The sequence below is a fragment of the Ruegeria sp. HKCCE4148 genome, assembly GCF_017872495.1.
In the GTDB taxonomy this organism is placed as follows: Bacteria; Pseudomonadota; Alphaproteobacteria; order Rhodobacterales; family Rhodobacteraceae; genus Ruegeria.
The window spans coordinates 159216-181434 of sequence record NZ_JAEDOS010000004.1 but is presented as its reverse complement, the minus strand read 5'-3'; the positions used below and the strand labels follow the sequence as shown (position 1 = coordinate 181434).

At 57.0% G+C, this 22219-nt stretch carries 18 protein-coding genes; 10 read left to right on the top strand and 8 right to left on the bottom strand.

Annotated features, from left to right (window positions below; genetic code table 11):
• The first annotated feature begins 118 nt into the window (after positions 1 to 118).
• The 3 genes from pepT (at position 119) to I9187_RS14240 (ending at position 3278) form a co-directional block, all read left to right on the top strand.
• Positions 119 to 1375: a peptidase T gene (gene pepT, locus I9187_RS14250; RefSeq protein WP_171175259.1), complete on the top strand. Its 1257-nt coding sequence runs from the start codon at positions 119 to 121 to the stop codon at positions 1373 to 1375.
• Between the two features lie 80 nt (positions 1376 to 1455).
• Positions 1456 to 1875, top strand: coding sequence for a DUF4177 domain-containing protein (locus I9187_RS14245; protein ID WP_171175261.1), 420 nt, complete (start codon positions 1456 to 1458; stop codon positions 1873 to 1875).
• A gap of 326 nt (positions 1876 to 2201) precedes the next feature.
• Positions 2202 to 3278, top strand: coding sequence for a pyridoxal-phosphate dependent enzyme (locus I9187_RS14240; RefSeq protein WP_171175263.1), 1077 nt, complete (start codon positions 2202 to 2204; stop codon positions 3276 to 3278).
• Between the two features lie 12 nt (positions 3279 to 3290).
• On the opposite strand, the gene I9187_RS14235 is transcribed toward I9187_RS14240, so the two are convergent.
• Complete coding sequence (locus I9187_RS14235; RefSeq protein WP_171175265.1) at positions 3291 to 3545, bottom strand: BolA family protein; 255 nt, start codon at positions 3543 to 3545, stop codon at positions 3291 to 3293.
• Between the two features lie 108 nt (positions 3546 to 3653).
• On the opposite strand from I9187_RS14235, the gene I9187_RS14230 reads away from it, so the two are divergent.
• Both I9187_RS14230 and I9187_RS14225 read left to right on the top strand, forming a co-directional pair.
• Positions 3654 to 4280 carry a J domain-containing protein gene (locus I9187_RS14230; RefSeq protein WP_171175272.1) on the top strand — a complete coding sequence of 209 codons (627 nt, stop codon included), beginning with the start codon at positions 3654 to 3656 and terminating at the stop codon, positions 4278 to 4280.
• A gap of 137 nt (positions 4281 to 4417) precedes the next feature.
• Positions 4418 to 4966 carry a hypothetical protein gene (locus I9187_RS14225; RefSeq protein WP_209940225.1) on the top strand — a complete coding sequence of 183 codons (549 nt, stop codon included), beginning with the start codon at positions 4418 to 4420 and terminating at the stop codon, positions 4964 to 4966.
• 166 nt (positions 4967 to 5132) lie between these two features.
• Here the strand turns inward: I9187_RS14225 and I9187_RS14220 are convergent, their stop codons facing one another.
• Positions 5133 to 5966, bottom strand: coding sequence for a Hint domain-containing protein (locus I9187_RS14220; protein WP_171235538.1), 834 nt, complete (start codon positions 5964 to 5966; stop codon positions 5133 to 5135).
• A gap of 379 nt (positions 5967 to 6345) precedes the next feature.
• Here I9187_RS14220 and cobS point away from each other — a divergent pair, with 379 nt between their 5' ends.
• The 4 genes from cobS (at position 6346) to I9187_RS14200 (ending at position 11666) form a co-directional block, all read left to right on the top strand.
• The gene (cobS, locus tag I9187_RS14215; protein ID WP_171175278.1) at positions 6346 to 7332 is read left to right on the top strand and encodes a cobaltochelatase subunit CobS; all 987 of its coding nucleotides are present in this window, start codon (positions 6346 to 6348) and stop codon (positions 7330 to 7332) included.
• A gap of 123 nt (positions 7333 to 7455) precedes the next feature.
• Positions 7456 to 9333 carry a cobaltochelatase subunit CobT gene (cobT, locus tag I9187_RS14210; protein ID WP_209940224.1) on the top strand — a complete coding sequence of 626 codons (1878 nt, stop codon included), beginning with the start codon at positions 7456 to 7458 and terminating at the stop codon, positions 9331 to 9333.
• A gap of 137 nt (positions 9334 to 9470) precedes the next feature.
• Positions 9471 to 11261 (top strand): aminopeptidase P family protein, encoded by a 1791-nt coding sequence (locus I9187_RS14205; protein ID WP_171175280.1) that lies wholly within the window; start codon positions 9471 to 9473, stop codon positions 11259 to 11261.
• 63 nt (positions 11262 to 11324) lie between these two features.
• Positions 11325 to 11666 carry a DUF427 domain-containing protein gene (locus I9187_RS14200; protein ID WP_171175282.1) on the top strand — a complete coding sequence of 114 codons (342 nt, stop codon included), beginning with the start codon at positions 11325 to 11327 and terminating at the stop codon, positions 11664 to 11666.
• A 194-nt stretch (positions 11667 to 11860) separates the two neighbouring features.
• Here I9187_RS14200 and I9187_RS14195 read toward each other — a convergent pair whose 3' ends face one another.
• Positions 11861 to 13159: a TAXI family TRAP transporter solute-binding subunit gene (locus I9187_RS14195; RefSeq protein WP_209509438.1), complete on the bottom strand. Its 1299-nt coding sequence runs from the start codon at positions 13157 to 13159 to the stop codon at positions 11861 to 11863.
• Positions 13160 to 13488: 329 nt separating this feature from the next.
• On the opposite strand from I9187_RS14195, the gene I9187_RS14190 reads away from it, so the two are divergent.
• Positions 13489 to 14856, top strand: a complete 1368-nt coding sequence (locus tag I9187_RS14190; RefSeq protein WP_171727828.1) for a DUF3179 domain-containing protein — start codon at positions 13489 to 13491, stop codon at positions 14854 to 14856.
• Positions 14857 to 14859: 3 nt separating this feature from the next.
• Here I9187_RS14190 and I9187_RS14185 read toward each other — a convergent pair whose 3' ends face one another.
• The 5 genes from I9187_RS14185 to ftsZ form a co-directional block, all read right to left on the bottom strand.
• Positions 14860 to 16545 (bottom strand): chloride channel protein, encoded by a 1686-nt coding sequence (locus I9187_RS14185; protein WP_171175288.1) that lies wholly within the window; start codon positions 16543 to 16545, stop codon positions 14860 to 14862.
• A gap of 100 nt (positions 16546 to 16645) precedes the next feature.
• Complete coding sequence (gene recN / locus I9187_RS14180; protein ID WP_171175290.1) at positions 16646 to 18295, bottom strand: DNA repair protein RecN; 1650 nt, start codon at positions 18293 to 18295, stop codon at positions 16646 to 16648.
• Positions 18296 to 18331: 36 nt separating this feature from the next.
• Entirely contained in the window at positions 18332 to 19195 is an 864-nt protein-coding gene (locus I9187_RS14175; protein ID WP_171175292.1) for an outer membrane protein assembly factor BamD, read from the bottom strand.
• A 126-nt stretch (positions 19196 to 19321) separates the two neighbouring features.
• Positions 19322 to 20242, bottom strand: coding sequence for a UDP-3-O-acyl-N-acetylglucosamine deacetylase (gene lpxC, locus I9187_RS14170; RefSeq protein ID WP_171175294.1), 921 nt, complete (start codon positions 20240 to 20242; stop codon positions 19322 to 19324).
• 213 nt (positions 20243 to 20455) lie between these two features.
• A complete protein-coding gene (gene ftsZ / locus I9187_RS14165; protein ID WP_171175296.1) occupies positions 20456 to 22060 on the bottom strand; it encodes a cell division protein FtsZ in 1605 nt (534 codons plus the stop codon).
• Positions 22061 to 22219: the final 159 nt, after the last annotated feature.

The window sequence follows — 22219 nt, the reverse complement described above, 5'->3', positions numbered from 1 at the left end:
AACGCGTGGATTTGTACACATCGTATTCTCACGAAATCTTAAGACTGGGGGGGGCAAGCCATCGGCTTGACTTCCCCCTGTTCGCGCTCTTTCTTCGCCTCCAGAGAGGTTAGGTATCATGCAGAACAGATTTGATCAGGAACTCGAAGACCGGCTGGTGCGATACGCGGCCATTGACAGTCAGAGTGACGAGACTTCCCCTACAACCCCAAGCACGCAAATCCAGTTCGACATGCTGAACCTGTTGCGCGACGAGCTGGCCCAGATCGGCGCGCAGGATATCGAGATCACAGGCGATAGCGTGGTGGTTGCAACCATTCCCGGAAACGCTCAGGGGCCGACAGTGGGCTTTTTGGCGCATGTGGATACGGCCCCACAGTTCAACGCCACAGGCGTCAAGCCGCGTGTCATCAAGGGATACAATGGCGGTGACATCTCATTCCCCGACGATCCTGATCTGGTTCTGTCGCCGGAAGAAAACCCCTATCTGGCCGAGAAAATTGGGCATGACCTGATCACCGCTTCAGGCACGACCCTGCTGGGTGCGGATGACAAGGCGGGCGTGTCGATCCTGATGACCATGGCGCGGCACCTGATCGAAAACCCGGATATTCCGCACGGACCGATCCGCATCGCCTTTACCCCGGATGAAGAGATCGGGCGCGGTGTAACCGAACAGCTGCCCAAGGATCTGGGCGCGGATTTCGCCTATACTCTGGACGGTCAGGAAGTGGGTGAGATCGAATATGAAAGCTTCTCAGCCGACCGTGCGGTGATCAAGATCGAAGGCGTTTCGATCCATCCCGGTTTAGCGAAAGGCAAAATGGTGAACGCTGCACATCTGGCTGCAAAGATCGTTCAAACGCTGCCTCAGGCCACCATGACCCCGGAAACCACCGATGGGCGCGAAGGGTTCATCCATGTCACCGACATGAATGGCGGCTCTTCCGAGATGGAGATCAAACTGATCCTGCGTGATTTCGAGCTGGACGCACTGGAAGCCCAGCGCAACATCGTGCGTCAGGTGTGTGCCGCCGTACAGGCCACCGAACCACGCGCGACCATCACCTGCGAGATCAGCCATCAGTATCGCAATATGCGCTATTGGCTGGAAAACGACATGACGCCAGTCGATCTGGCCCGGGATGCCTGTCGCGAGTTGGGGATCGAACCTCTGTCCGTCCCGATCCGTGGCGGCACCGACGGGTCGCGCCTGACCGAGTTCGGCACCCCCTGCCCCAATCTGTTCACTGGGATGCAGTGTATTCACGGGCCGATGGAATGGATTTCGGTGCAGGACATGGCGCTGGCGACCGAACTGTGCCTGTCGGTTGTGACCAAGGCAGCACAGACTGGTGGCAATCATCAGGGCTGAAATCCGCCGGTTGGGCAACGGCTCTTTCCCTCGGGGATCAGCGTGTTAGTTTATCGCGAACAGGTGTTTAGGAACAGTTGATGCAGCGCTACGAATACAAGGTGATCCCCGCCCCACAAAAAGGTGTCAAAGCCAAGGGCGTCAAAACGGCTGAGGGTCGCTTTGCGGTCTCGGTTGAACAGGTCCTGAACCAAATGGGTCAGGACGGCTGGGAATACCAACGCGCCGAATTGCTGCCCAGCGAGGAACGCGCGGGCCTGACCGGATCGACCACAAACTGGCGCAACGTGCTGGTGTTCCGGCGCGTGGTGGAAGAAGACGTTGACGCACCTGAAATCGGCACAGCACTAGATATGGACAGCACCCCGTTGGCCCAGCCAGTACAGGGCCCTGACGAGGTTCAAGCGCCGAAACCGATTGCGGCGGAAGCGGATGAACCGCCCTTGTCTTTGAAACGGTCTGATGAAACACCCGAGGCCGGTGAAATCTCAAAAACCTAATCTTTGTAGCAGGGATTGGTGTCTTTATCAGGCCCCTTGACTGCCTGCTATATTGAGAAACCTCTAAGTCTTTTAAATTTACCACCCCTTCAATAAGGATTTTTTTTCGCAACCAGCGTCTAGATTTATCCCTTGATGGATCCAGCCCGCTTCGATCGCGAATGATCAGAACAGACGCTTTTCAACGCGTATTCTCGCCCGAAAAAGAACGGAAGTACTAAAAAATGGCAGCGACTTGAACACAAGCGGTACACGCCATTTGAAAAAGGGATACGCCCCCCGAAAATATATGGCATGTTAACTGAATAACCGGGAGGGACATCAAAATGGCTATTCGGCAAACGCAAGGGCGGGCACGCCTTTATGACAGCATTCTCGATACCGTGGGCGACACGCCTTGCATCCGGGTCAATCGGATCGTGCCAGAACATGTAACCGTCTATGTGAAGTTCGAAGCGTTCAATCCCGCCGGTTCGGTCAAGGACAGGCTAGCGCTGAATATCATCGAAGCAGCGGAACGCGACGGGCGATTGAAACCGGGTCAGACAGTTGTCGAGGCAACCTCGGGCAATACCGGCATCGGCCTTGCCATGGTTTGCGCGGCCAAGGGCTATCCGCTGGTTGTAACGATGGCAGAAAGTTTCTCGGTCGAGCGGCGCAAGCTGATGCGCTTTCTGGGGGCCAAGGTGGTTCTGACCCCCAAGGCGCAGAAAGGGTTTGGTATGTACACCAAGGCCAAGGAACTGGCCGAGGAAAACGGGTGGTTTCTGGCCAGCCAGTTCGAAACCTCTGCCAATGCCGATATCCATGAGAACACGACCGCGCGGGAAGTTCTTGCAGATTTCGAAGGGCAGCGACTGGATTACTGGGTGACCGGATACGGAACCGGCGGTACGGTTTCCGGTGTATCTCGCGTCCTGCGGAAGGAACGGCCGGAGACAAAGATCATCCTGACCGAACCAGCCAACGCCGCAATTGTGTCATCGGGGTACACCAACACCCGCAACGAGGATCATCAGCCGACCGAGAGCCACCCGAATTTCGAACCGCACCCGATTCAGGGATGGACGCCGGACTTCATTCCCTGGGTCCTGCAGGAAGCCATAGACAACGAATATTACGACGAACTGACCCCTGTGCCCGGACCCGAAGGGATCGCGTGGTCACGCCGACTTGCCTCGGAAGAAGGTATTTTTACCGGAATCTCGGGCGGGTCGACCTTTGCCGTCGCAATGAAGATGGCCGAATCCGCGCCAGAGGGATCCGTTTTTCTGGTCATGCTGCCGGACACTGGCGAGCGTTATTTGTCGACCCCTTTGTTCGAAGGCATCGAAGACGACATGACAGAAGAAGAATATGCGATTTCGGCGTCAACGCCCTCAGCGCAGATGAGCGCAGACTGACGTTCTGCGCGTTCAGGTATCGATATCCAGTGCCAGCGCGTGAATGCGGGGCACGATATCGCCCAAGGCTTTGTGAACCGCACGATGACGGGCGACACGATTTTGCCCTTCGAAGGCGGCGGCGCGAATGCGGACGTTGAAGTGGCTTTCACCACCATCCTGATAGCCCGCGTGGCCGCGGTGGCTTTCGCTGTCATCGATCACCTCAAGCTCGCGCGGGTCAAAGGCAGCTTGCAGGCAGGTTCGGATCTCGTCAGTCACGCTCATTTTTTCGCTCAGCGGTAAAAATTTTACCGCCCCCCTCTTCTACTTTCGGCTGCTTAGATTAAACTGCTGCCTCCGAGTCGAAAAGATGCGTTCGTGAGGATTGAGAGCATGGCGAAGTCAGACCCCTTCGGATTTGATATGTCCGTTTCCAGCGCCAAGAAAAAGAACCCGCGCGGGCGCCGGGGCATGTCAGGCGCGTCCGAGACGTCAGTCCGGATCTGTGATCATGAGGGCTGCAACGAGCCGGGCAAGTTCCGCGCACCCAAGGCACCGGATGTGCTGGATGATTTCTTCTGGTTCTGCCAGCAGCATGTGCGCGAATATAACCAAAAGTGGAACTTCTTCGACGGTACCACCGAGGCCGAACTGAACGCGCAGCGATCAAAGGACAAAGTGTGGGAACGTGAGACCAAGCCGATGGGCGACCCCGAGGCCCGTGCCTGGGCCCGTCTGGGCATTGAGGACCCGCATCAGGTGCTGGGTGCCAACAGCACGCAGAACAAAGGCCGCACTTCGGGTGGTGGTGGCCGGCGCCTGCCCCCCACCGAACGCCGAGCAATCGAGATTCTGGAAGCCAATGACAGCTGGTCCAAGGCAGAGGTGCGCAAGGCCTACAAGAAGTTGATCAAGGTTTTGCACCCGGACATGAATGGCGGTGATCGCTCGCAAGAAGAACAGCTGCAAGAGGTCGTCTGGGCCTGGGACCAGATCAAGGACAGCCGGAACTTCAAATAAATCTGCGACCCGACAGCTGTGGCTTTGTGTGTACACTGCCCGGCCCGATTGCGATCAAGCTCACTGGAAACCTTGTTCAATTCCCGCAATAGTGGTGGAGTTTGAACACGGGTATTAACGGAGCAGCCGCTGTGCGTATGCCATACCTCCTTTTGCTTTTTTCGCTGGGCGTTTATTTCGCGGCCCCGTTTCTTCCGCCTAAATTCGCGTTCGCCCGAGAACTGAGCCTGCTATTCATTGTCATCAGCCTGATTTGGGGGCTCCGCGCGTGGCTCAGGTGGCGCAAAGCAAACACATGGATCATCGTGGACGGGTCCAACGTGATCCATTGGAAAGAGGGTAAGCCGGATCTGGGCACATTGCGGCTGGTGCTGTCGGCGCTGAAGACGGCCGGGTTCAAACCGGGTGTCGTATTCGATGCAAATGTCGGCTATAAGCTCGACGGCGAATACATGAACGACCGGGCGCTGAGCCGCGCTTTGGGTCTGCGTACCAAGCAGGTCATGATCGCACCCAAAGGAACGCCGGCGGATCCTTTGATTTTACAAGCGTCGCGGGACAGCAAGGCACGCATTATCACAAATGACCGGTTTCGGGATTGGGTGGACGAGTTTCCGGATGTTTTGAAAGCGGATCGCCTCGTGAAAGGCGGCTTTCGTAACGATGAGCTTTGGTTTTCGCTATGAGTAGGTGACCGTCGTTTCAAAGCTAAAGTTTGCGCGCGGTGCTGTGACGTACTTTATGTGGCGCCCTCATTTCAAATTGATGGTAGTCGATCTAGAGAAGCAAACTTTGCACTAACTTGCTTGACCGCGGTGTAGATCAGTAAATGGCAGGGCTTTCTCCGCAAGCTTAACTTATTATTACAAGTGCTTCCCAACGCTTCAAGCAACTCAGGCGAGTTTGTGAGGGCACTGTCGAGCGATCACTTAATTCCGAAAATAGCGTTAGCAACTCTTTTACGTCTTCGCGGTGGAAGGATTTCAGCGCTATATCACCCAGAAATAAACTTTCAGTTGGCAAACCGTTGGACATCAGTATTGCGTGGCGACAGCAAGCAATGTGGTAGTACGTGACCGGCTCATTGAAATGAACCTGACGAATGGTTTTGTCGTTCACCAGATGGATTGCTGCGGCAAAGACTCTAGGCTCTCCGTACAGAAGTTCTGCGCGCCATCCTTCCAGAACAATTCTGTGTTGCGGAGATACGTACAAATCGCGGTGAGGAATGCCTTCTCCCAACGCTCCCTTTTGGATACAAACGGGGTGCAATTGAGGGTTGCGCCTCAAATCCTCCGCGCTCAGGGTCTTTTCTCCAATCCACTCAATGGGCAGCAGATCACCACTGGAAAGGCGCACTTTATCCCCAACTGACAGTTCCTCGACAGCGCAATACCCTTTTTCGGTCGCTATCATAGTGCCCTTCACGAAACACGGCACAGTTCCAGCCGGAAGCGCGACGGTCGCTATAAGAGAGTCGTTATTCCCATTACCAGGACCCGTAGACGCGAATATTTCGACGGTCAGCTGCGTGTTGGGAGGAATGACGACACCGGGGGTGAGGTCAACAGTTAAAACCCCGCTCGACGAAATCGAAACAGAATAATCTGAAGGGTTCAATCCCCCTGTCCCCGTAACAACAACATTCCATGAAGCTCCGGCCTTGGTCGCGGTGTATTGTTGCATAACCGAAGACGACCCAGTGGGGATTGCGATCGAAGAGGGGCCTAGAATTGTTAGCGCCATTGGAGCTTTTTTCCGTTAGCCAACACCGAGAGCCGATTATGCATCAACATATCGTCGATTTAACCCATTATATTTTATTATTGCAATGTTGATATGTTTCGTGGCTTTACGGCTGCGCGCCTCAAAGGCAAAACGTCCCTTTTTTTGGTTTGAGCCGTAAGTCACGAGCCTCGGCGCGCTATGCCGATAAGGCCAGTTTCAAAGAAACATCCCCTCAGCGTTTCCGCGCTGCCTCTTTCCCTTGCCCTTGCCCGCAATATGTTGCACCACACACGGGTTCAGACCCAGCAAGACGGGCCACAGGATAAGGACAAGACGAATGGCTGACGGATCGATCGACGTAAACGCGAAACCCACCGAAGATATCTCGGTCCGCGACGTATTCGGCATTGATACGGAAATGAAGGTCAAAGGCTTTGCCGAGGCCACAGACCGCGTCCCGGCCATCGACCCTACCTATAAGTTTGATCCTGAAACGACCTTGGCGATCTTGGCGGGCTTTTCCCACAACCGTCGTGTAATGATCCAGGGCTATCACGGCACTGGCAAATCGACCCATATCGAACAGGTTGCAGCGCGTTTGAACTGGCCTGCTGTGCGTGTGAACCTGGATAGCCATATCAGCCGGATCGACCTAATCGGCAAAGACGCAATCAAGCTGCGTGACGGCAAGCAGGTGACTGAATTCCACGAAGGTATCCTGCCCTGGGCGCTGCGCAATCCGGTCGCCATCGTGTTCGACGAATATGATGCGGGTCGCGCGGACGTGATGTTCGTAATCCAGCGTGTTCTGGAGCATGACGGCAAGCTGACCTTGCTGGACCAGAACGAGATCATCACGCCGAACCCGAACTTCCGCCTGTTTGCCACCGCCAACACCGTTGGTCTGGGCGATACTACGGGCCTCTATCACGGCACACAGCAGATCAACCAAGCCCAGATGGACCGTTGGTCACTGGTCTCGACACTGAACTACCTCAGCCACGATGCCGAAACGATGATCGTGCTGTCGAAAGCGCCGCACTATAACACGGCTGAAGGTCGCAAAACCGTTAGTCAGATGGTCACTGTGGCCGACCTGACCCGGACTGCGTTTATGAATGGCGATCTGTCGACTGTCATGAGCCCCCGTACGGTAATCAACTGGGCACAGAACGCCGAGATTTTCCGCGATGTCGGCTATGCTTTCCGCCTGTCCTTCCTGAACAAGTGTGACGAGCTGGAGCGTCAGACCGTAGCCGAGTTCTATCAGCGCTGCTTCGACGAAGAGCTGCCGGAAAGCGCGGCAAGCGTAAGCTTGGGGTAATCCGCTGGAGTTCGCCCGTTAACGGGCGCAATGCCTCCGGCGGAGGTATTTTTAGCCAGATGAAGGCGGATCCGGTTTCTCTGTCGGTAGAAATCGGATCTGCAATGTGAAAGGCTTGGGGACATGGCACAGAAGAACGACAACCCTGCTGATCCGTTCAAGAAGGCTTTGGCCGAGGCAACCAAGGTCATGGCCGATGACCCCGAGCTGTCCGTAACCTATACGGTTGATCCTTCGGGCATGTCCGGCGAGGCGATGCGTTTGCCTCAGGTTTCGCGCCGGATGACGCGCGAAGAGGTGCTTCTGGCACGCGGCACAGCCGACGCTCTGGCCTTGCAGCGCAAATATCACGACGATGCCACTCATGCGCGCTATGCGCCTCCGGGGGATATGGCGCGTGACCTCTATGAGGCGATGGAGACCGCCCGCTGCGAAGCGATGGGCGCACGGGATATGCCCGGCACCGCCAGCAATATTGACGTCAAGATCGGACATGAGGCGATCCGGCGCGGCTATGACCAATGCAAGCAGCCTGCCGATGCACCTCTGGCTGTGGCAGCAGGCTATCTGATCCGGCACTTGGCCACCGGGCGCGATCTGCCGCCTGCGGCCGAGAACATCATGAACCTTTGGCGCGGTTTCATCGAGGAACAGGCCGGAGGCACGTTGGAGAATCTGGACGAGATTCTTTCGGACCAAGCCGAGTTTGCCAAATTTGCCCGTCAGGTGATCAAGGATCTGGGCTATGGCGATCAGCTTGGGGATGACCCCGATGAGCTGGATGAAGAACAGGAAGATCAGGCCGAGGAAGACGCCGAGGAACAGCCCGATCCCGACAGTACCGGTCAGGATGCCCAGGACGAGCAGGACGCCGATGCGACCCCTGAGCAAAGCCAGGAAGAGCAGCAGGATCAATCTCAGGCTCAGGTCTCGATGGACGAGATGGCCGAGGATGAGTTGGGCGATGAGGCGGAGATGCCTGAAGGGGAAGCGCCGCTGGAGCCGCCTGCACCGCCTCCTGCATCTGAAGCTGACCCGGATTACCGCGTATATCTGGACACTCATGATGAAGAGATCGCAGCCGAGGATCTGGCAGAACCAGCGGAATTGGAACGGTTGCGGGCCTATCTGGATCAGCAGCTCGAACCTTTGAAAGGGGCGGTTTCACGTCTGGCTAACAAACTGCAGCGCCGCCTTCAGGCACAACAGAACCGATCTTGGGAGTTCGACCGCGAAGAAGGCATTCTGGATGCCGGTCGCCTGGCGCGTGTTGTGGCGAACCCGACCACGCCGCTGAGTTTCAAGGTCGAGAAAGATACCGAATTCCGTGACACCGTGGTGACGCTGCTGTTGGACAACTCGGGATCAATGCGCGGGCGTCCTATTTCCATAGCGGCAATCTGCGCGGATGTACTGGCGCGGACGCTGGAGCGCTGCAACGTAAAAGTCGAGATTCTGGGCTTTACCACGCGGGCGTGGAAAGGTGGTCAGGCGCGTGAAGCGTGGTTGAACGATGGTCGACCGCAGCAACCCGGACGCCTGAATGACCTTCGACACATCATCTACAAGGGCGCGGATGCGCCCTGGCGGCGCGCACGACCAAATCTGGGCCTGATGATGAAAGAGGGGCTTCTGAAGGAAAACATCGATGGTGAGGCCTTGGAATGGGCGCATCGTAGGATGCTGGCGCGGCGCGAGGCGCGCAAGATCCTTATGGTCATTTCGGATGGTGCTCCGGTCGATGATTCCACGCTGAGCGTGAATCCGGCCAACTATCTTGAAAAGCATCTGCGCGACGTGATCGCCATGGTCGAAAAGCGCAAGATGGTCGAGCTGTTGGCAATCGGGATCGGTCATGACGTGACCCGCTATTATGACCGCGCCGTGACAATCACCGATGTGGAGCAGTTGGCAGGTGCGATGACCGAACAACTGGCGGCCCTGTTCGACAGTGATCCGCGTGCACGGGCGCGTGTGATGGGGATGCGAAAGGCCAGCTGAGGCTGGCTTTGCCTCCGGCGGGCGTGTTTTTCCAAAAGATGAAGCGCCAATGGGCCATCAGGTACCGGGACGCTGATCTGGACATTTTTCCAATTGCCCCTCAGGGTCTGCCGGAAACGCAGCGAATGAGGCCCTTCATGTTCCAATCCTTTCAAGTGACTGCTCGCCCGGAACAGGGCCCTCCGCGACTTGCAGCTCTGCGGGATGAGATCGCACAGACAGGTTTGGACGGGTTTCTTATCCCGCGCGCGGACGCACATCAGGGGGAGTACGTAGCGCCACATGATGAACGTTTGGCTTGGTTGACAGGCTTTACGGGCTCGGCCGGTTTTTGCGTCGCCCTGCGCGATGTCGCGGGAGTGTTTATTGACGGTCGGTATCGTACACAGGTCAAGGCGCAAGTGGCCGAGGATTTCACGCCGGTGCCCTGGCCCGAGATCAGTCTGAGCACTTGGTTGAAAGAGCAACTGCCAGATGGCGGCAAAGTTGGGTTTGACCCCTGGCTGCACGCGGTAGGGCAGATTTCTAGCACGATGCGCGAATTAGACGGCACAGGTATCGAACTGGTACGGTGTGACAACCTTGTGGACCGGATCTGGGCAGATCAGCCCACCCCGCCGATGAACCCTGTCAAGTTGCATCCGATTGAGTTCGCCGGGGAATCGGCCGACAGCAAGATTTCTCGTCTGGCCGCGGGGTTGCATCGGGACGGGAGCCTAGCGTCAGTGACCACTCTGCCAGACTCGATCATGTGGCTGCTGAACATTCGCGGGTCGGACATTGCCTATAACCCCGTGGCCCATGGGTTTGCTGTGCTGCACGCAGTTGGCAGGGTTGATCTGTTCATGGCAGAGGAAAAGCTGGCGGAGGTTCGCGATCACCTGGGATCAAACGTCGCTATCCATGACCCGCGCACCTTCCTGGATGCTGTAGCGGCATTGAAAGGACCGGTGCAGGTGGATGACGCCACGCTGCCTCAGATCGTGGCGGATACGTTGGGCGACGCGATGACAGAGGGTGGCGATCCTTGCGCCCTGCCCAAGGCTTGCAAAAACCCTGCCGAAATCGCTGGCAGCGCCGAGGCGCATTTGCGCGATGCGGTGGCTGTGATTGAGACCTTGTGCTGGTTGGACGGACAGTCCCCTGGCAGCGTGACCGAAGCGCAAGTGGTCACGCGTCTGGAAGAGAACCGGCGTAAGGACAATGCGCTTCAGGATATCTCGTTCGACACCATCGCAGGGACCGGGCCGAACGGTGCGATCATGCATTACCGTGTGACCGAAGAAACTGATAGCCGTTTGGAAAACGGTCATATTCTGGTGTTGGACAGCGGCGGACAATATCTTGACGGCACCACCGATATCACGCGAACCATTGCCATCGGTAACGTCGGCGCAGACGAGAAAATCTGTTTCACACGTGTGCTGAAAGGCATGATCGCCATGTCGATGCTGCGCTGGCCCGCTGGGCTTGCGGGCCGGGACATAGAATGCGTGGCCCGCACACCGCTATGGGCTGCGGGTCAAGACTTCAATCATGGGGTCGGCCATGGGGTCGGTGCGTATCTGAGTGTGCACGAGGGACCCCAACGCCTTTCAAAAGTAAGCCATGTACCGCTCAAGCCCGGTATGATCCTATCGAACGAGCCCGGATATTATCGCGAAGGTGCCTTTGGCATCCGCATTGAAAACCTTGTCGTGGTAGAAGAGGCACCAGCCCTGCCCGGCAGCGACGCAGAGCGCGCAATGCTGAACTGGCGCACCCTGACCTTTGTGCCGATTGACCGCAGGTTGATCCTGGTGGATATGTTGACGCCTGATGAACGCGACTGGCTGAATGCCTATCACCGCGACGTGGCGGAAAAGATCCGCCCAAGGCTGGGACATGACGCGCAACTGTGGTTGGATGCCGCAACAGCACCGGTCTGACACAGGACTGTTACATAGAACGGGCAGAGGAGAGGCCCAAATACGACGAGGGAAGGAATAGGAATGACTAAGATCACGATCCAAAAAGCGCCGGGCAAATGGAGCGTCCGTTCGGGCGGTGCGATTCTGGGCGAGACGAATAACGCTCTGGAACTGCACGAAGGCGACAAGGATCCGGTGATTTACTTCCCGCGTGGCGATATCGCGATGGCGTTCTTGGATAAGACCGACAAGGTGACCCATTGCCCCCTCAAGGGCGACGCGACGCATTTCTCAATCGTCAACAAGTCATCTGTGACTGAAAACGCGGTCTGGAGCTATGAGGACCCGATCCCGGACGTGGCCGAAATCAAGGGCCATTTGGCGTTTTATCCGGTCGATTCCGTGAAGGTTGAACAGATTTAGAAGAGCCCGCTGAGCGTTGCGAGGTGCCAGCGGTCGAATGCTGGCTTTAGGGATGACTTCGGCGGGAGACTAGCTGACTTTGAACAGATTCTGGCATCCGGAAAGCAGACTATATCACGCAAAATCAACCGACGATACTTTCAGAATCCTTTGTTAACGCCGAGAAATCTGAACCTGTGCGACAAATCAAACGATCAAGGGCTTTCGCTTCGCGCGACCGGATCGGATTCTTGTTCAGCAGCGCTGCGGCGCGTGATCTCTTGTCGAATTAAGCCTATATGCAGTCGCGCGTCATACGCACCTTGACGGTAAGCAAGCGGCAAGTTGAGATTGGCAATGTTTGCATCCAGTTCCTCGATACTTTTCGCCACCGCGTCTAAATCGCTTTGCGTCCGGGCTTGTGCCAATTCTTCTTCCAGCGCTGCAATCCGCTGATAAAACCGCCAGACACGACGTTTCTGAAACCACACATATCCAGATGGAACGATCCGCAAAAGCGGTGCAAGGAAAAGCAAGGGCAATAGTAATAGAAGAACACGGCCAAACTGAGCAGCAATCCAATAAGGTAAAACGGCATGCAAAAAATTTGGGCCGGTATTTATCAATTCTTCAGCAACTTTGTTTAACGGAGCGGGCGGAGACTCGGTTTTTGGGTATTCGCTTGCACCTTGCAGAATGCCGGGCTGACCATGGATGATCTTTGCAGCAGCAACCAAACGATCTGCAACTGCCGGATGCAGATCAGGGCCGCCAATCATTGACGCTCTCAATGCCAAAATCTTTACGTCTTCTGGGGGTCTTGGCGGGTCAAGAGTGATCGACCCGGCAGGCACGGTCACCGAACTTGCCCCTTCTAGCTTCAGTGCAAGCGCATCGACTAAAGTCATAGGGACGAATTCTATATTGGGGTCAAAAATCGCGTCCATGAGATAAGGCGCATCAAGAGGCGCGACAAACAATGCGGCATCGGCTTTGCCGGTGTAGAGCGCATCGATGGCATCCAAGCCACCTGCATCCACTAGCGTGATGCCGGTATCTTTATGCCCCGCCGCTTCTATCAGGGCGATCGCAGCCGCACGGGTTCCGGACCCCTCTGTTCCTGCTGCAAGTCGGATGCCGTCCCATTCCCCTGCATTGCCGCCAATTGGGCCGGGTTTTCCTTGAAACACCACCATTGGTTCAAGAAAAATGGCACCCAATGATTGCAAGCCGCTTTCCTGAGGAAGATCCAGACCACCTTGAACAAACGCGACGTCGACTTCACCGGAAACAAGTTTTTCGATGTTTTCTACAGAACCTGCGGTCTCAACCAAATCGATTTGAATGTCGTCGCGTGCAAGTTCTGCTTTATATAGTTGCCCAATCTGCCAATAGCCCCCTCCGTTAACTCCGGCCGCAAGCCTAATGCTACTGGGTGGTTTCAATCCAAGAATCAAAAACGCAATCAACCCAACAAACAGAATGGGAAGAAGAACAAAGATGAGTACGCGCATGAATTCTCACACTCAGATGATCCGAACTGCTCCTTAAACCTCGCTTGTCCGCATTCTCCGCGTCAACGAAAATCAATCTAACTGAGCAGCGAATGACACGTTGGCACCAAAGCCTGACGGCTATTTGCCTAAATACAAAACAGCACCTGTTGTTGCACTAAAGCCAATTTGCCCGGTGGCTTAATATGAAAAAACTCATCAATCAAAGAAGATGGTACCAGCTTGAACTTAGCCAGGAGGCTTGCAACTGGATCCACCTCACACATCTGTGGAATGCATGTGAGCTGCAGAACGGGCACACTGGCCACCGGATATCGCCGGAGGCTTTCATGTCGATTTCACGTCGCAGTTTTGCAGGGATGATCGGGGCTGGTGCGTTCGCCCCCATTGCAGTGTGGGCGCAAGAGGATCCTGTGCTTGAGGCATTGCGCAGCACGCTAGATGGGCGCCGCACCGCGTTTGAGGCGCAGATGGCTTACCTCAGGGATCGCGGCCAACTGGACGTTGTTCCTGGGTTGTTGACCGCGATGCGCTATGCAGATCGCCGACGGGACGAGATTATCGAGGTGATGGAGGCCCTGACCGGGCAGAGATTTGGGAATGACTGGTTCGAGTGGATGCTGTGGCAAGAACGGAACCCGCAGATTGTCCCCCACCCTTCGCTGATCCCATTCAAACGCGAGGTGCTGCTGCGGATCGATCCGAATTTCGATGTGTTCCTACAGCCAGAATACCTGCAACGCGACCGGATGAAGATCCGGTTGGAAGAAATCGCATGGGGCGGGGTGCATAAGGATGGCATACCATCTTTGGACAACCCTACCCTGATCTCGGCATCGAATGCCGGGTATCTGAAAGGCGACGATCTTGTGTTTGGCGTGGCCATCAACGGGGATGAACGCGCATATCCGTTGCGGATCATGGGCTGGCACGAGATGTTTAACGAAGTGATCGGTGGCGTACCCGTAGCGCTGGCATATTGCACGCTCTGCGGGTCCGGCATTCTTTTTGAAACGCAAGTGGCGGGACGGCGAAAGCCGTTCATTTTCGGTTCGTCAGGGTTCCTCTATCGGTCGAACAAGCTGATGTTTGACCGCGAGACACATTCGCTGTGGAACCAATATACCGGCAAACCTGTTGTGGGTTCCTTGGTAAATAGCGGGATCACATTGAAACAGCGCCCGGTTGTGATCACTACGTGGGACAGCTGGAAGACCTCGCACCCTAAAACGCGCGTCCTTTCGCTGAACACCGGGCATCGGCGCAACTATGGGTCGGGCGTTGTCTATCGAGACTACTTCGCCTCAAGCGAGTTGATGTTCCCGGCTGTGGTGGACCAGTCCAGACATCGGCAAAAGGACTACATTTTTGCCGTCCGTCAGTTCGGGGCAGCGCGGGCCTGGCCGCTGAGTGCGTTCAAGAGCAAACCGGTGATCAACGACGCCATCGCCCAAACGCCGCTGGTTCTGATCGGAGATCCAAAGGAACGCAGCGTGCGCGCCTATGAGCGAAAAAGCCATTCATTCAAAGCTACACAAAGCGGTTTGCAGGATAGCGCAGGACAAAGCTGGACCGTGACTGAAGACGCGTTGATCGGACCAGATGGCAAGCGCCTGTCTCGTGTTGCAGGCCATATCTCGTACTGGTTTGCATGGGACAACTACCTGGGCGATGCTGCCAGTATTTATGGCGGGTAACGCCTAGGAGTGCTCCTCGGCGGCCGTGGCGGCAAGCGCTCTGTTGTAAGCCTTGAGCGCGTCAACGTGATACAGCGCCCCGACGGGTGTTTCAGTGCCATCGTCTTCCAGAACAATGACTGGAATGCAGGGGATGTCGTCGCGGTCGAAATAAGGCATTGCAGCTTCCAGCGTTGCGCTTGCCTGAACGCACAAGCCTTGTTCAATCAGCCCTTGGGCCTCTTCCTTGGTGATCGAGCGCGGGTCGCCTATGGGGCGCATCACGACCCCGGCGCGTAACATTGCCAAAAGATACGCCTGCGGTCCGGCGGCAAGGTGGACATCACGGCGCTCTAACTGTGTAAGGAAGAAAGACCGGTCCACCAGACGCGAGGCCAATGCCGTGGACATGGACACAGTTACCATAACTGCAAGACCAATCTGCCAGTCCCCGGTCAGTTCAAAGACGATCAAGGTGGTCGAGATCGGCGCGCCCAATACCGCCGCGGCCACGGCCCCCATTCCCGCAAAGGCATAAAGCGTGTGTGTACCAGACACATCCGGCAGCAACCCGGTGGCAATCAGACCAAAAGCCAGCCCGGTCAGCGCCCCAATCATCAACGAAGGTGAGAACACGCCCCCACCCATACGACCACCCATCGTGATCGCGACGGCCACCGTTTTCAGGACGGCGAACAGTATCGCGGTGGTCAGAACCAAATCACCAGTCAGCGCGCGGATCGTGGTTTCGTACCCCACGCCGATGATGTGCGGAAACCAAATCGCCAAAAGACCCAGCATCGCACCAGATACTGCTGGGCGCAGCCAACCGGGAATGGAAAGACGGTTCTGAATATGGCTGCCGATATCCTCGGCAAAAAAGATCGACCGCATCAGCAACAATGCGACAAAGCCGCAGATAAGGCCCAGGATCAGGAAAGCCGGAAGCTCGACATAAAATTGCAGCGACCCCGGCGTATCCAGAGTGAACTCTGTAACATCGCCATATTCCAACCGGTTGATCACAGTCCCCGCGACCGAGGCGATGACGATCGGAGCAAACGCGTGCACGGCGAAATGGCGCAACACAACCTCAAGCGCGAACAAAGCACCGGCGATGGGGGCGTTAAAGCTGGCTGAAACAGCGGCGGCAACGGCACAGCCCAACAGGTCGCGACCCGTGATCCCATCGGCGTGGATGCGATTGCTGACCCACGTGGAAATCACCCCGGCCATATGCACCACCGGACCTTCGCGACCCGTTGATCCGCCCGAGCTGAGCGTGATCAGCGACGCGAAGAACGAGGCGATGCCCGCCTTGACCTCGACCCGTCCGTCGGTGACCGCAGAGCCTTCGATCACATCGGCCACCGACCTTACACGCCCGTCATTGGTGAACCGGTTCAGGATGACACCCACAACCAGACCACCGATGATGGGAATAATCAGAACCATGAACCACGGAAGTTTCTCGGCATGACTGTGCAGCAGCAGAATGTCATCGGTGTCATAGAGGTAAGCCTGCAAAGCCCGGATGGCTTTACGGAAGCCAAGCGCCATGAACCCTGCCGCGATACCGATGGCCAGTGCGATGAACCAAAACTGGATCTGGCTTGGCCCCCGGCGCAGCATCACCCGCCACGCATCCTTGATCGCGGCCAGAGCCTGATTGAACTGGTTGCGCAGAACGGTGCGGGTCGATTGGGTCATTGGCCCTCGGGGATCATCTCTTAACCCTTAGTAAGCCACGGAGCGTCCATATAAAAGTGAGATAGCGACAGTGTGAGCACCGTTTCGCGCCATAGGCGTGTTAAGCCTGCAGCAAAGCCCGGGCAGCGGCGCGGGCTTCCTCGGTGATTGTATCGCCTGCCACCATGCGCGCGATCTCATCCACTCGGTCCGGTTCGGCCAAGGGAATAACAGTGGATAGTGTTTGTCCCTCTGTCACCTGTTTCTGCACGCGCCAATGATGCGCGGCACGGGCGGCGACTTGGGGGGAATGGGTGACAACCAGCACCTGCCCGCCCTGCGCCAAGGACGCCAGCCTGCGCCCGACCGCATCGGCTGTGGCGCCGCCAACACCCCTGTCAATCTCGTCAAAGATCATCGTGCGCGCGCTGTCATCGCCAGTTAGACAAACCTTGAGCGCCAGCAAAAAGCGGCTGAGTTCACCGCCCGATGCAATCTTGTTCAAAGGACCGGCCGGAGCGCCGGGATTGGTGGCCACAGTGAACGCCACTGCGTCAGTTCCTTCGGGGCCCGGCTCTGCCAAAGTGAGCTCGGTTTGGAACACGGCGCGTTCCATCTTGAGCGGGGCCAGCTCAGTCATGACGGCAGCATCAAGCCGCCCGGCAGCCGCCTTGCGGGCTGCGCTCAGCTCGGCAGCGGCGGTGTCATAAGCGTCCTGCGCCGCGTTCACGGCTACACGTTTGTCCGCCAGATCGGCGTCACCCGCCTCCAGCCGATTCAACCGGTCGCGCAAAGTGTCGGCAAATGTTCCAAGATCATCCGGCGATACATCATGCTTTCGCGCCTGTGCGCGGATGGCGAACAGGCGTTCTTCAGCCCGCTCCAGTTCCGCCGGGTTGAAATCCAGCGCCTGAAGGCAGGCATTCACACCATCCTGAGCCTCGCCCAGTTCGATCATTGCCCGCCCCAGTGCCGCAATCGGATTCTCCAATTGACCACCCGCGTTGTCGGAAACGCCCTCCAGCCAGCGGATAGCGTCGGACATCGCCCCTTCGGCCCCATCGCTGGACAGCAATTCAAAGGCGCGGGCGACATCATCACGGATACGCTCGGCCCCTTGCATCATCCGTCGACGGGCATCCAGTTCGGCGTCCTCGCCCGGTTGCGGATCAAGCTGGTCCAATTCGGCCACGGCATGGCGGAGGAATTCTTCTTCGCTGCGGACAGCGGCCAGTGCGGCCTCGGTTTCGGCTAGTGCCTTGCGTGTGCGTGACATCTCGGTCCAGGCCGCACGCACTTTGGCCAGTTGAACCGAAACCCCTGCGAAGTCGTCCAGCATCGCCCGATGGCCGCGCGGATTCAGCAACCCACGATCGTCATGCTGGCCGTGCAATTCGATCAGGGTTTCGGACAATGCGCGCAGTACTTCGCCTGAACATCGCCGATCATTGACCCAAGCTGTCTTGCGCCCTTCAGCAGTGTTTACCCGGCGCAAGATCAGGTCTTCGCCGCCCGGCAAACCAGCTTCGGCCAGAATCGCATGAGCGGGATGGTCGGCGGATAGTTCAAACTCGGCGACGACCTCGCCCTGTGCCGCACCCTGCCGCACCAATTCGGCCCGTCCGCGCCAGCCCAACACGAAACCCAACGAGTCCAGAAGGATCGACTTGCCCGCCCCGGTTTCCCCCGTCAATGCATTCAGGCCCGGCTGGAATGTCAGTTCCAACCGTTCAATGATCAGCATGTCGCGGATATCTAGGGCGCGCAGCATCGGGTCTTTAACATCCCACGCCAGAAGCCATGGCGATTACAACCACTCACCCTTGATGGTTTGACGATAGATCGTGCTGAGCCAGTTGTTACCACGGCTCTTGAGATCGAGACCGCGAGACGTCAGCAGCTTATATGCGTCGTCATACCATTCCGAAGACTGGTAGTTGTATCCAAGAATGGCACCAGCCGTCTGCGCTTCGTCCAACAGACCAAGGGACAGGTAGGCTTCGACTAGACGATAGAGTGCTTCGGCAGTGTGAGAGGTGGTCTGGAAGTCTTCAACGACCACACGGAATCGGTTGATTGCCGCGATGTAATGATCCTGACGCAGGTAATAGCGTCCGATCTCCATTTCTTTGCCTGCCAGATGGTCGAAGGCAAGGTCAAACTTCAGAACGGCCGATGTGGCGTATTCGCTGTCAGGATAAACCTCGATCACAGTGCGCAAGGATTGCAGCGCCTGGAACGTCAAACCCTGATCGCGGCCAACCTCATCGATTTGGTCATAATAGCTGAGCGCCAGCAGGTATTGCGCGTAGGCTGCATCTTCATCCGTGGGGTAGAAGTCGATATATCGCTGCGCAGCGGCCCGGCTTTCTTCATAGTTCTTATCCGTATGGAAGGAAAACGCCTGCATGATCAGCGCGCGTTTGGCCCAATCGGAATAAGGATACAGGCGTTCGACTTCCGAGAAATACCACGCGGCATCGTCCGAGCGATTCTGCGACAGTTCATATTCACCACGGGTGTAGATCTGTTCCGGCGTGAACCCTTCAAGGTTCTGGCTCCGGTCAGCGCCCCTGTTGCCGAAAAGGCCGCCCCCGTTACCACACGCCGCCAAAACTGCTGTCAGAAGAATCGCGCCTGCGAATCTGACTGCCGCTTTGCTGCCAACCATACCGCCCATCCTTGTCGTCTTACTTAATGGGGATCGCCCCGAATTGAGCCATGGTCTAGCACAGAAAATTCCGGTGCAAAACGCCTTATGCAACATCTGGCGCAAATGTCGTCAGAGTTGATCAGCCTAGGCGACTTCGGGAATTTCGTTTACGATCAACCCCTGCCCTGGCAAACGCGCGGCTTGTTGCGGTGTACACAGCACCGGACGCACCGCACCCGGCGTTTCGAACAGGTTGCGCAGCAAGGTGTTGGTCAAAGAATGGCCTGACTTGTTACCAGTGAAGTGGCCCAGAATCGGACCACCTGCCAGATAGAGATCGCCCAGAGCATCCAGCATCTTGTGACGCACAGCTTCGTCGGCGCGGCGGAAACCACCCGGGGTCAGAACTTCGTCGCCCTGAACTACAACGGCATTGTCCAGCGTACCGCCCAAGGCCAGCCCGTTGGCACGCATGGCTTCGACATCCGTGCGGCGGCAGAATGTACGGCAATCGCTGAGCTCGCGTGCAAAAGAACCGTTGCGCATATCCAGCGTTTTTGTCTGGCTTCCGATAGCGGTGTCTTCAAAATCGATATGGAAGTCGATGATCAGGCCGTCCGCAGGTACGATGCTGGCATCCGCGCCTTCGCGCGACGCGGTCACGGGCTTTAGAACCTCATAGGCCAGAACCGGGCTGGCCTGACGGCGCACGCCTTTTGCCATTATGCCGCGCACGAAGTCGATCGAAGACCCGTCCATGATCGGCACTTCGGGACCGTCAATCTCGATCAACGCGTTATGAACACCACATCCGGCCAATGCGGCCATGATATGTTCGATAGTCGAGACTGATACGCCTGAGTCATTCACAAGGCGAGTGCAAAGCGGGGAACGCTCGACTGCATGGTAGATTGCAGGGATCATTGCATCGCCCAGATGAATATCCGTCCGCTTGAACCAAATTCCATGCCCCGCCGCAGCAGGTTTGAGAACCATGGTTGCAGGTTGGCCGCCATGCAGTCCAACGCCTTTGAACGTGACCGGAGATTTGAGCGTATGTTGCAAAATGGGCCTCAGTGAGCAGTGTCCAGCCTGCGAGGGCTGTGTTGGACACTCAGTTAAGGAAGCCTGCGTCAAGGCTCAACTCACTCTTTGCAACCGAATGAAACATGTATGTAACAGATCGGCAAAACCCTGCTTACATATTCGTAAACCACTATTTTTAAACGATAAAGGGCCGCTAAGAAGCGGCCCTGTGAGTGGATTTTGTTACCGCGATCAGTTGGCTTGACGGCGCAGGAAGGCAGGAATTTCAATGCGATCCTGTTCCGGGTCGGCCTCATCCTGGGCCGGTGCGGTGGCTTCGGACTGACGCATAACGGGCTGCTGACGCGCTGCTTGCGCCGGTGTATCCGAGGCATGGCCAGTCATTCGGTCGATCAGGCGATTGAAGCCAAAACGCGAGCGTTCTTCAGTTTCAGGCTGCGAAACAGCCTCGGGCTGACGCGGTGCAGCCGGACGCTGCGGTGCGGATGGAACCTTTTGTACAGCCGCCTGTAGACGCTGCAGCGCCTCGGGCGACGGAGTACCAGCGGCATGGCCACGCGGGGCGACAAAGCTTTCGGGTGCGGGTTCGACATGTTCGGGCTGCGGCTCGAACTCAGCGACGCGCGGCTGGTAGGCTGGCGGCGGCAAGTCGTCCTCCTCGCGTTCGTCACGCGGTTGGAACTGAGGTTGCGCAGGCTCTTCTGCGGCCTCGAACAGCGAAGGTTCGCGGGTTTCTTCCATCTGAGGTGCGGCGTCCGCTACTTCGGCTGCAACAGGCGCTTCTTCCTGAACGTGCTCTTCCGCCGAAACGGTGCGGGTCAGCGGCTCGGACATAGAGCGGCGCGCAACCGGGACATCTGCGGACTTTTCGCTGGCGTCGATGCCGGTGGCAACAACCGATACGCGCATTCCACCTTCCATCGCAGTGTCCAAAGTCGACCCGACGATGATGTTCGCTTCGGGGTCCACCTCTTCGCGAATGCGGTTGGCCGCTTCGTCCAGTTCGAAGAGGGTCAGGTCGTGGCTGCCGGTAATGTTGATCAGCACGCCCTTTGCACCTTTGAGGCTGATTTCGTCCAGCAGCGGGTTTGCAATGGCTTTTTCTGCCGCTTGAACCGCACGATCTTCGCCGGTTGCCTCGCCGGTTCCCATCATCGCCTTGCCCATTTCGTCCATCACGGCGCGAACGTCGGCAAAATCGAGGTTGATTAGGCCGGGACGAACCATCAGGTCCGTCACGCCCTTAACACCTTGATACAGTACGTCGTCTGCCATCGAGAAAGCCTCGGTAAAGGTGGTTTTCTCATTGGCCAGGCGAAACAGGTTCTGGTTGGGGATAATGATCAGCGTGTCGACAACCTGCTGCAGCGCTTCAACACCGTCTTCGGCCTGACGCATCCGCTTCGCCCCTTCGAACTGGAAGGGTTTGGTGACAACACCCACCGTCAGCACGCCCAGCTCTCGGGCGGCTTGTGCGATGATCGGTGCGGCGCCGGTGCCAGTGCCCCCGCCCATGCCGGCGGTGATAAAGCACATATGCGCGCCCGCCAGATGATCGACGATTTGTTCGATGCTTTCTTCGGCGGCTGCGGCCCCTACAGTCGGTCGAGCCCCTGCCCCCAGACCTTCGGTGACCTTTACGCCCAATTGTACGCGTGCCGACGATTGGCTTTGCTGCAGCGCTTGCGCGTCGGTGTTGGCTACCACAAAGTCGACACCGTCCAGCTGTTTCTCAATCATGTTATTTACGGCGTTCCCGCCTGCGCCGCCAACGCCAAATACTGTAATCCGAGGCTTCAGTTCGTCGTGCCCGGGCATCGAAAGATTCAATGTCATGCTCTGTCCGCCTGTATTTATGTCCCGCCAAAGCGGTGTTTTTCTTACCTATCCTTTGTCGATTCTAGCCGGATGATGCGAAAAGGTCACGTCAAAAATCGCGTTTTGCCACAAAATATGGAGGAAATAAGGCATCAACCGGCGGCATTTCGCAGGCTG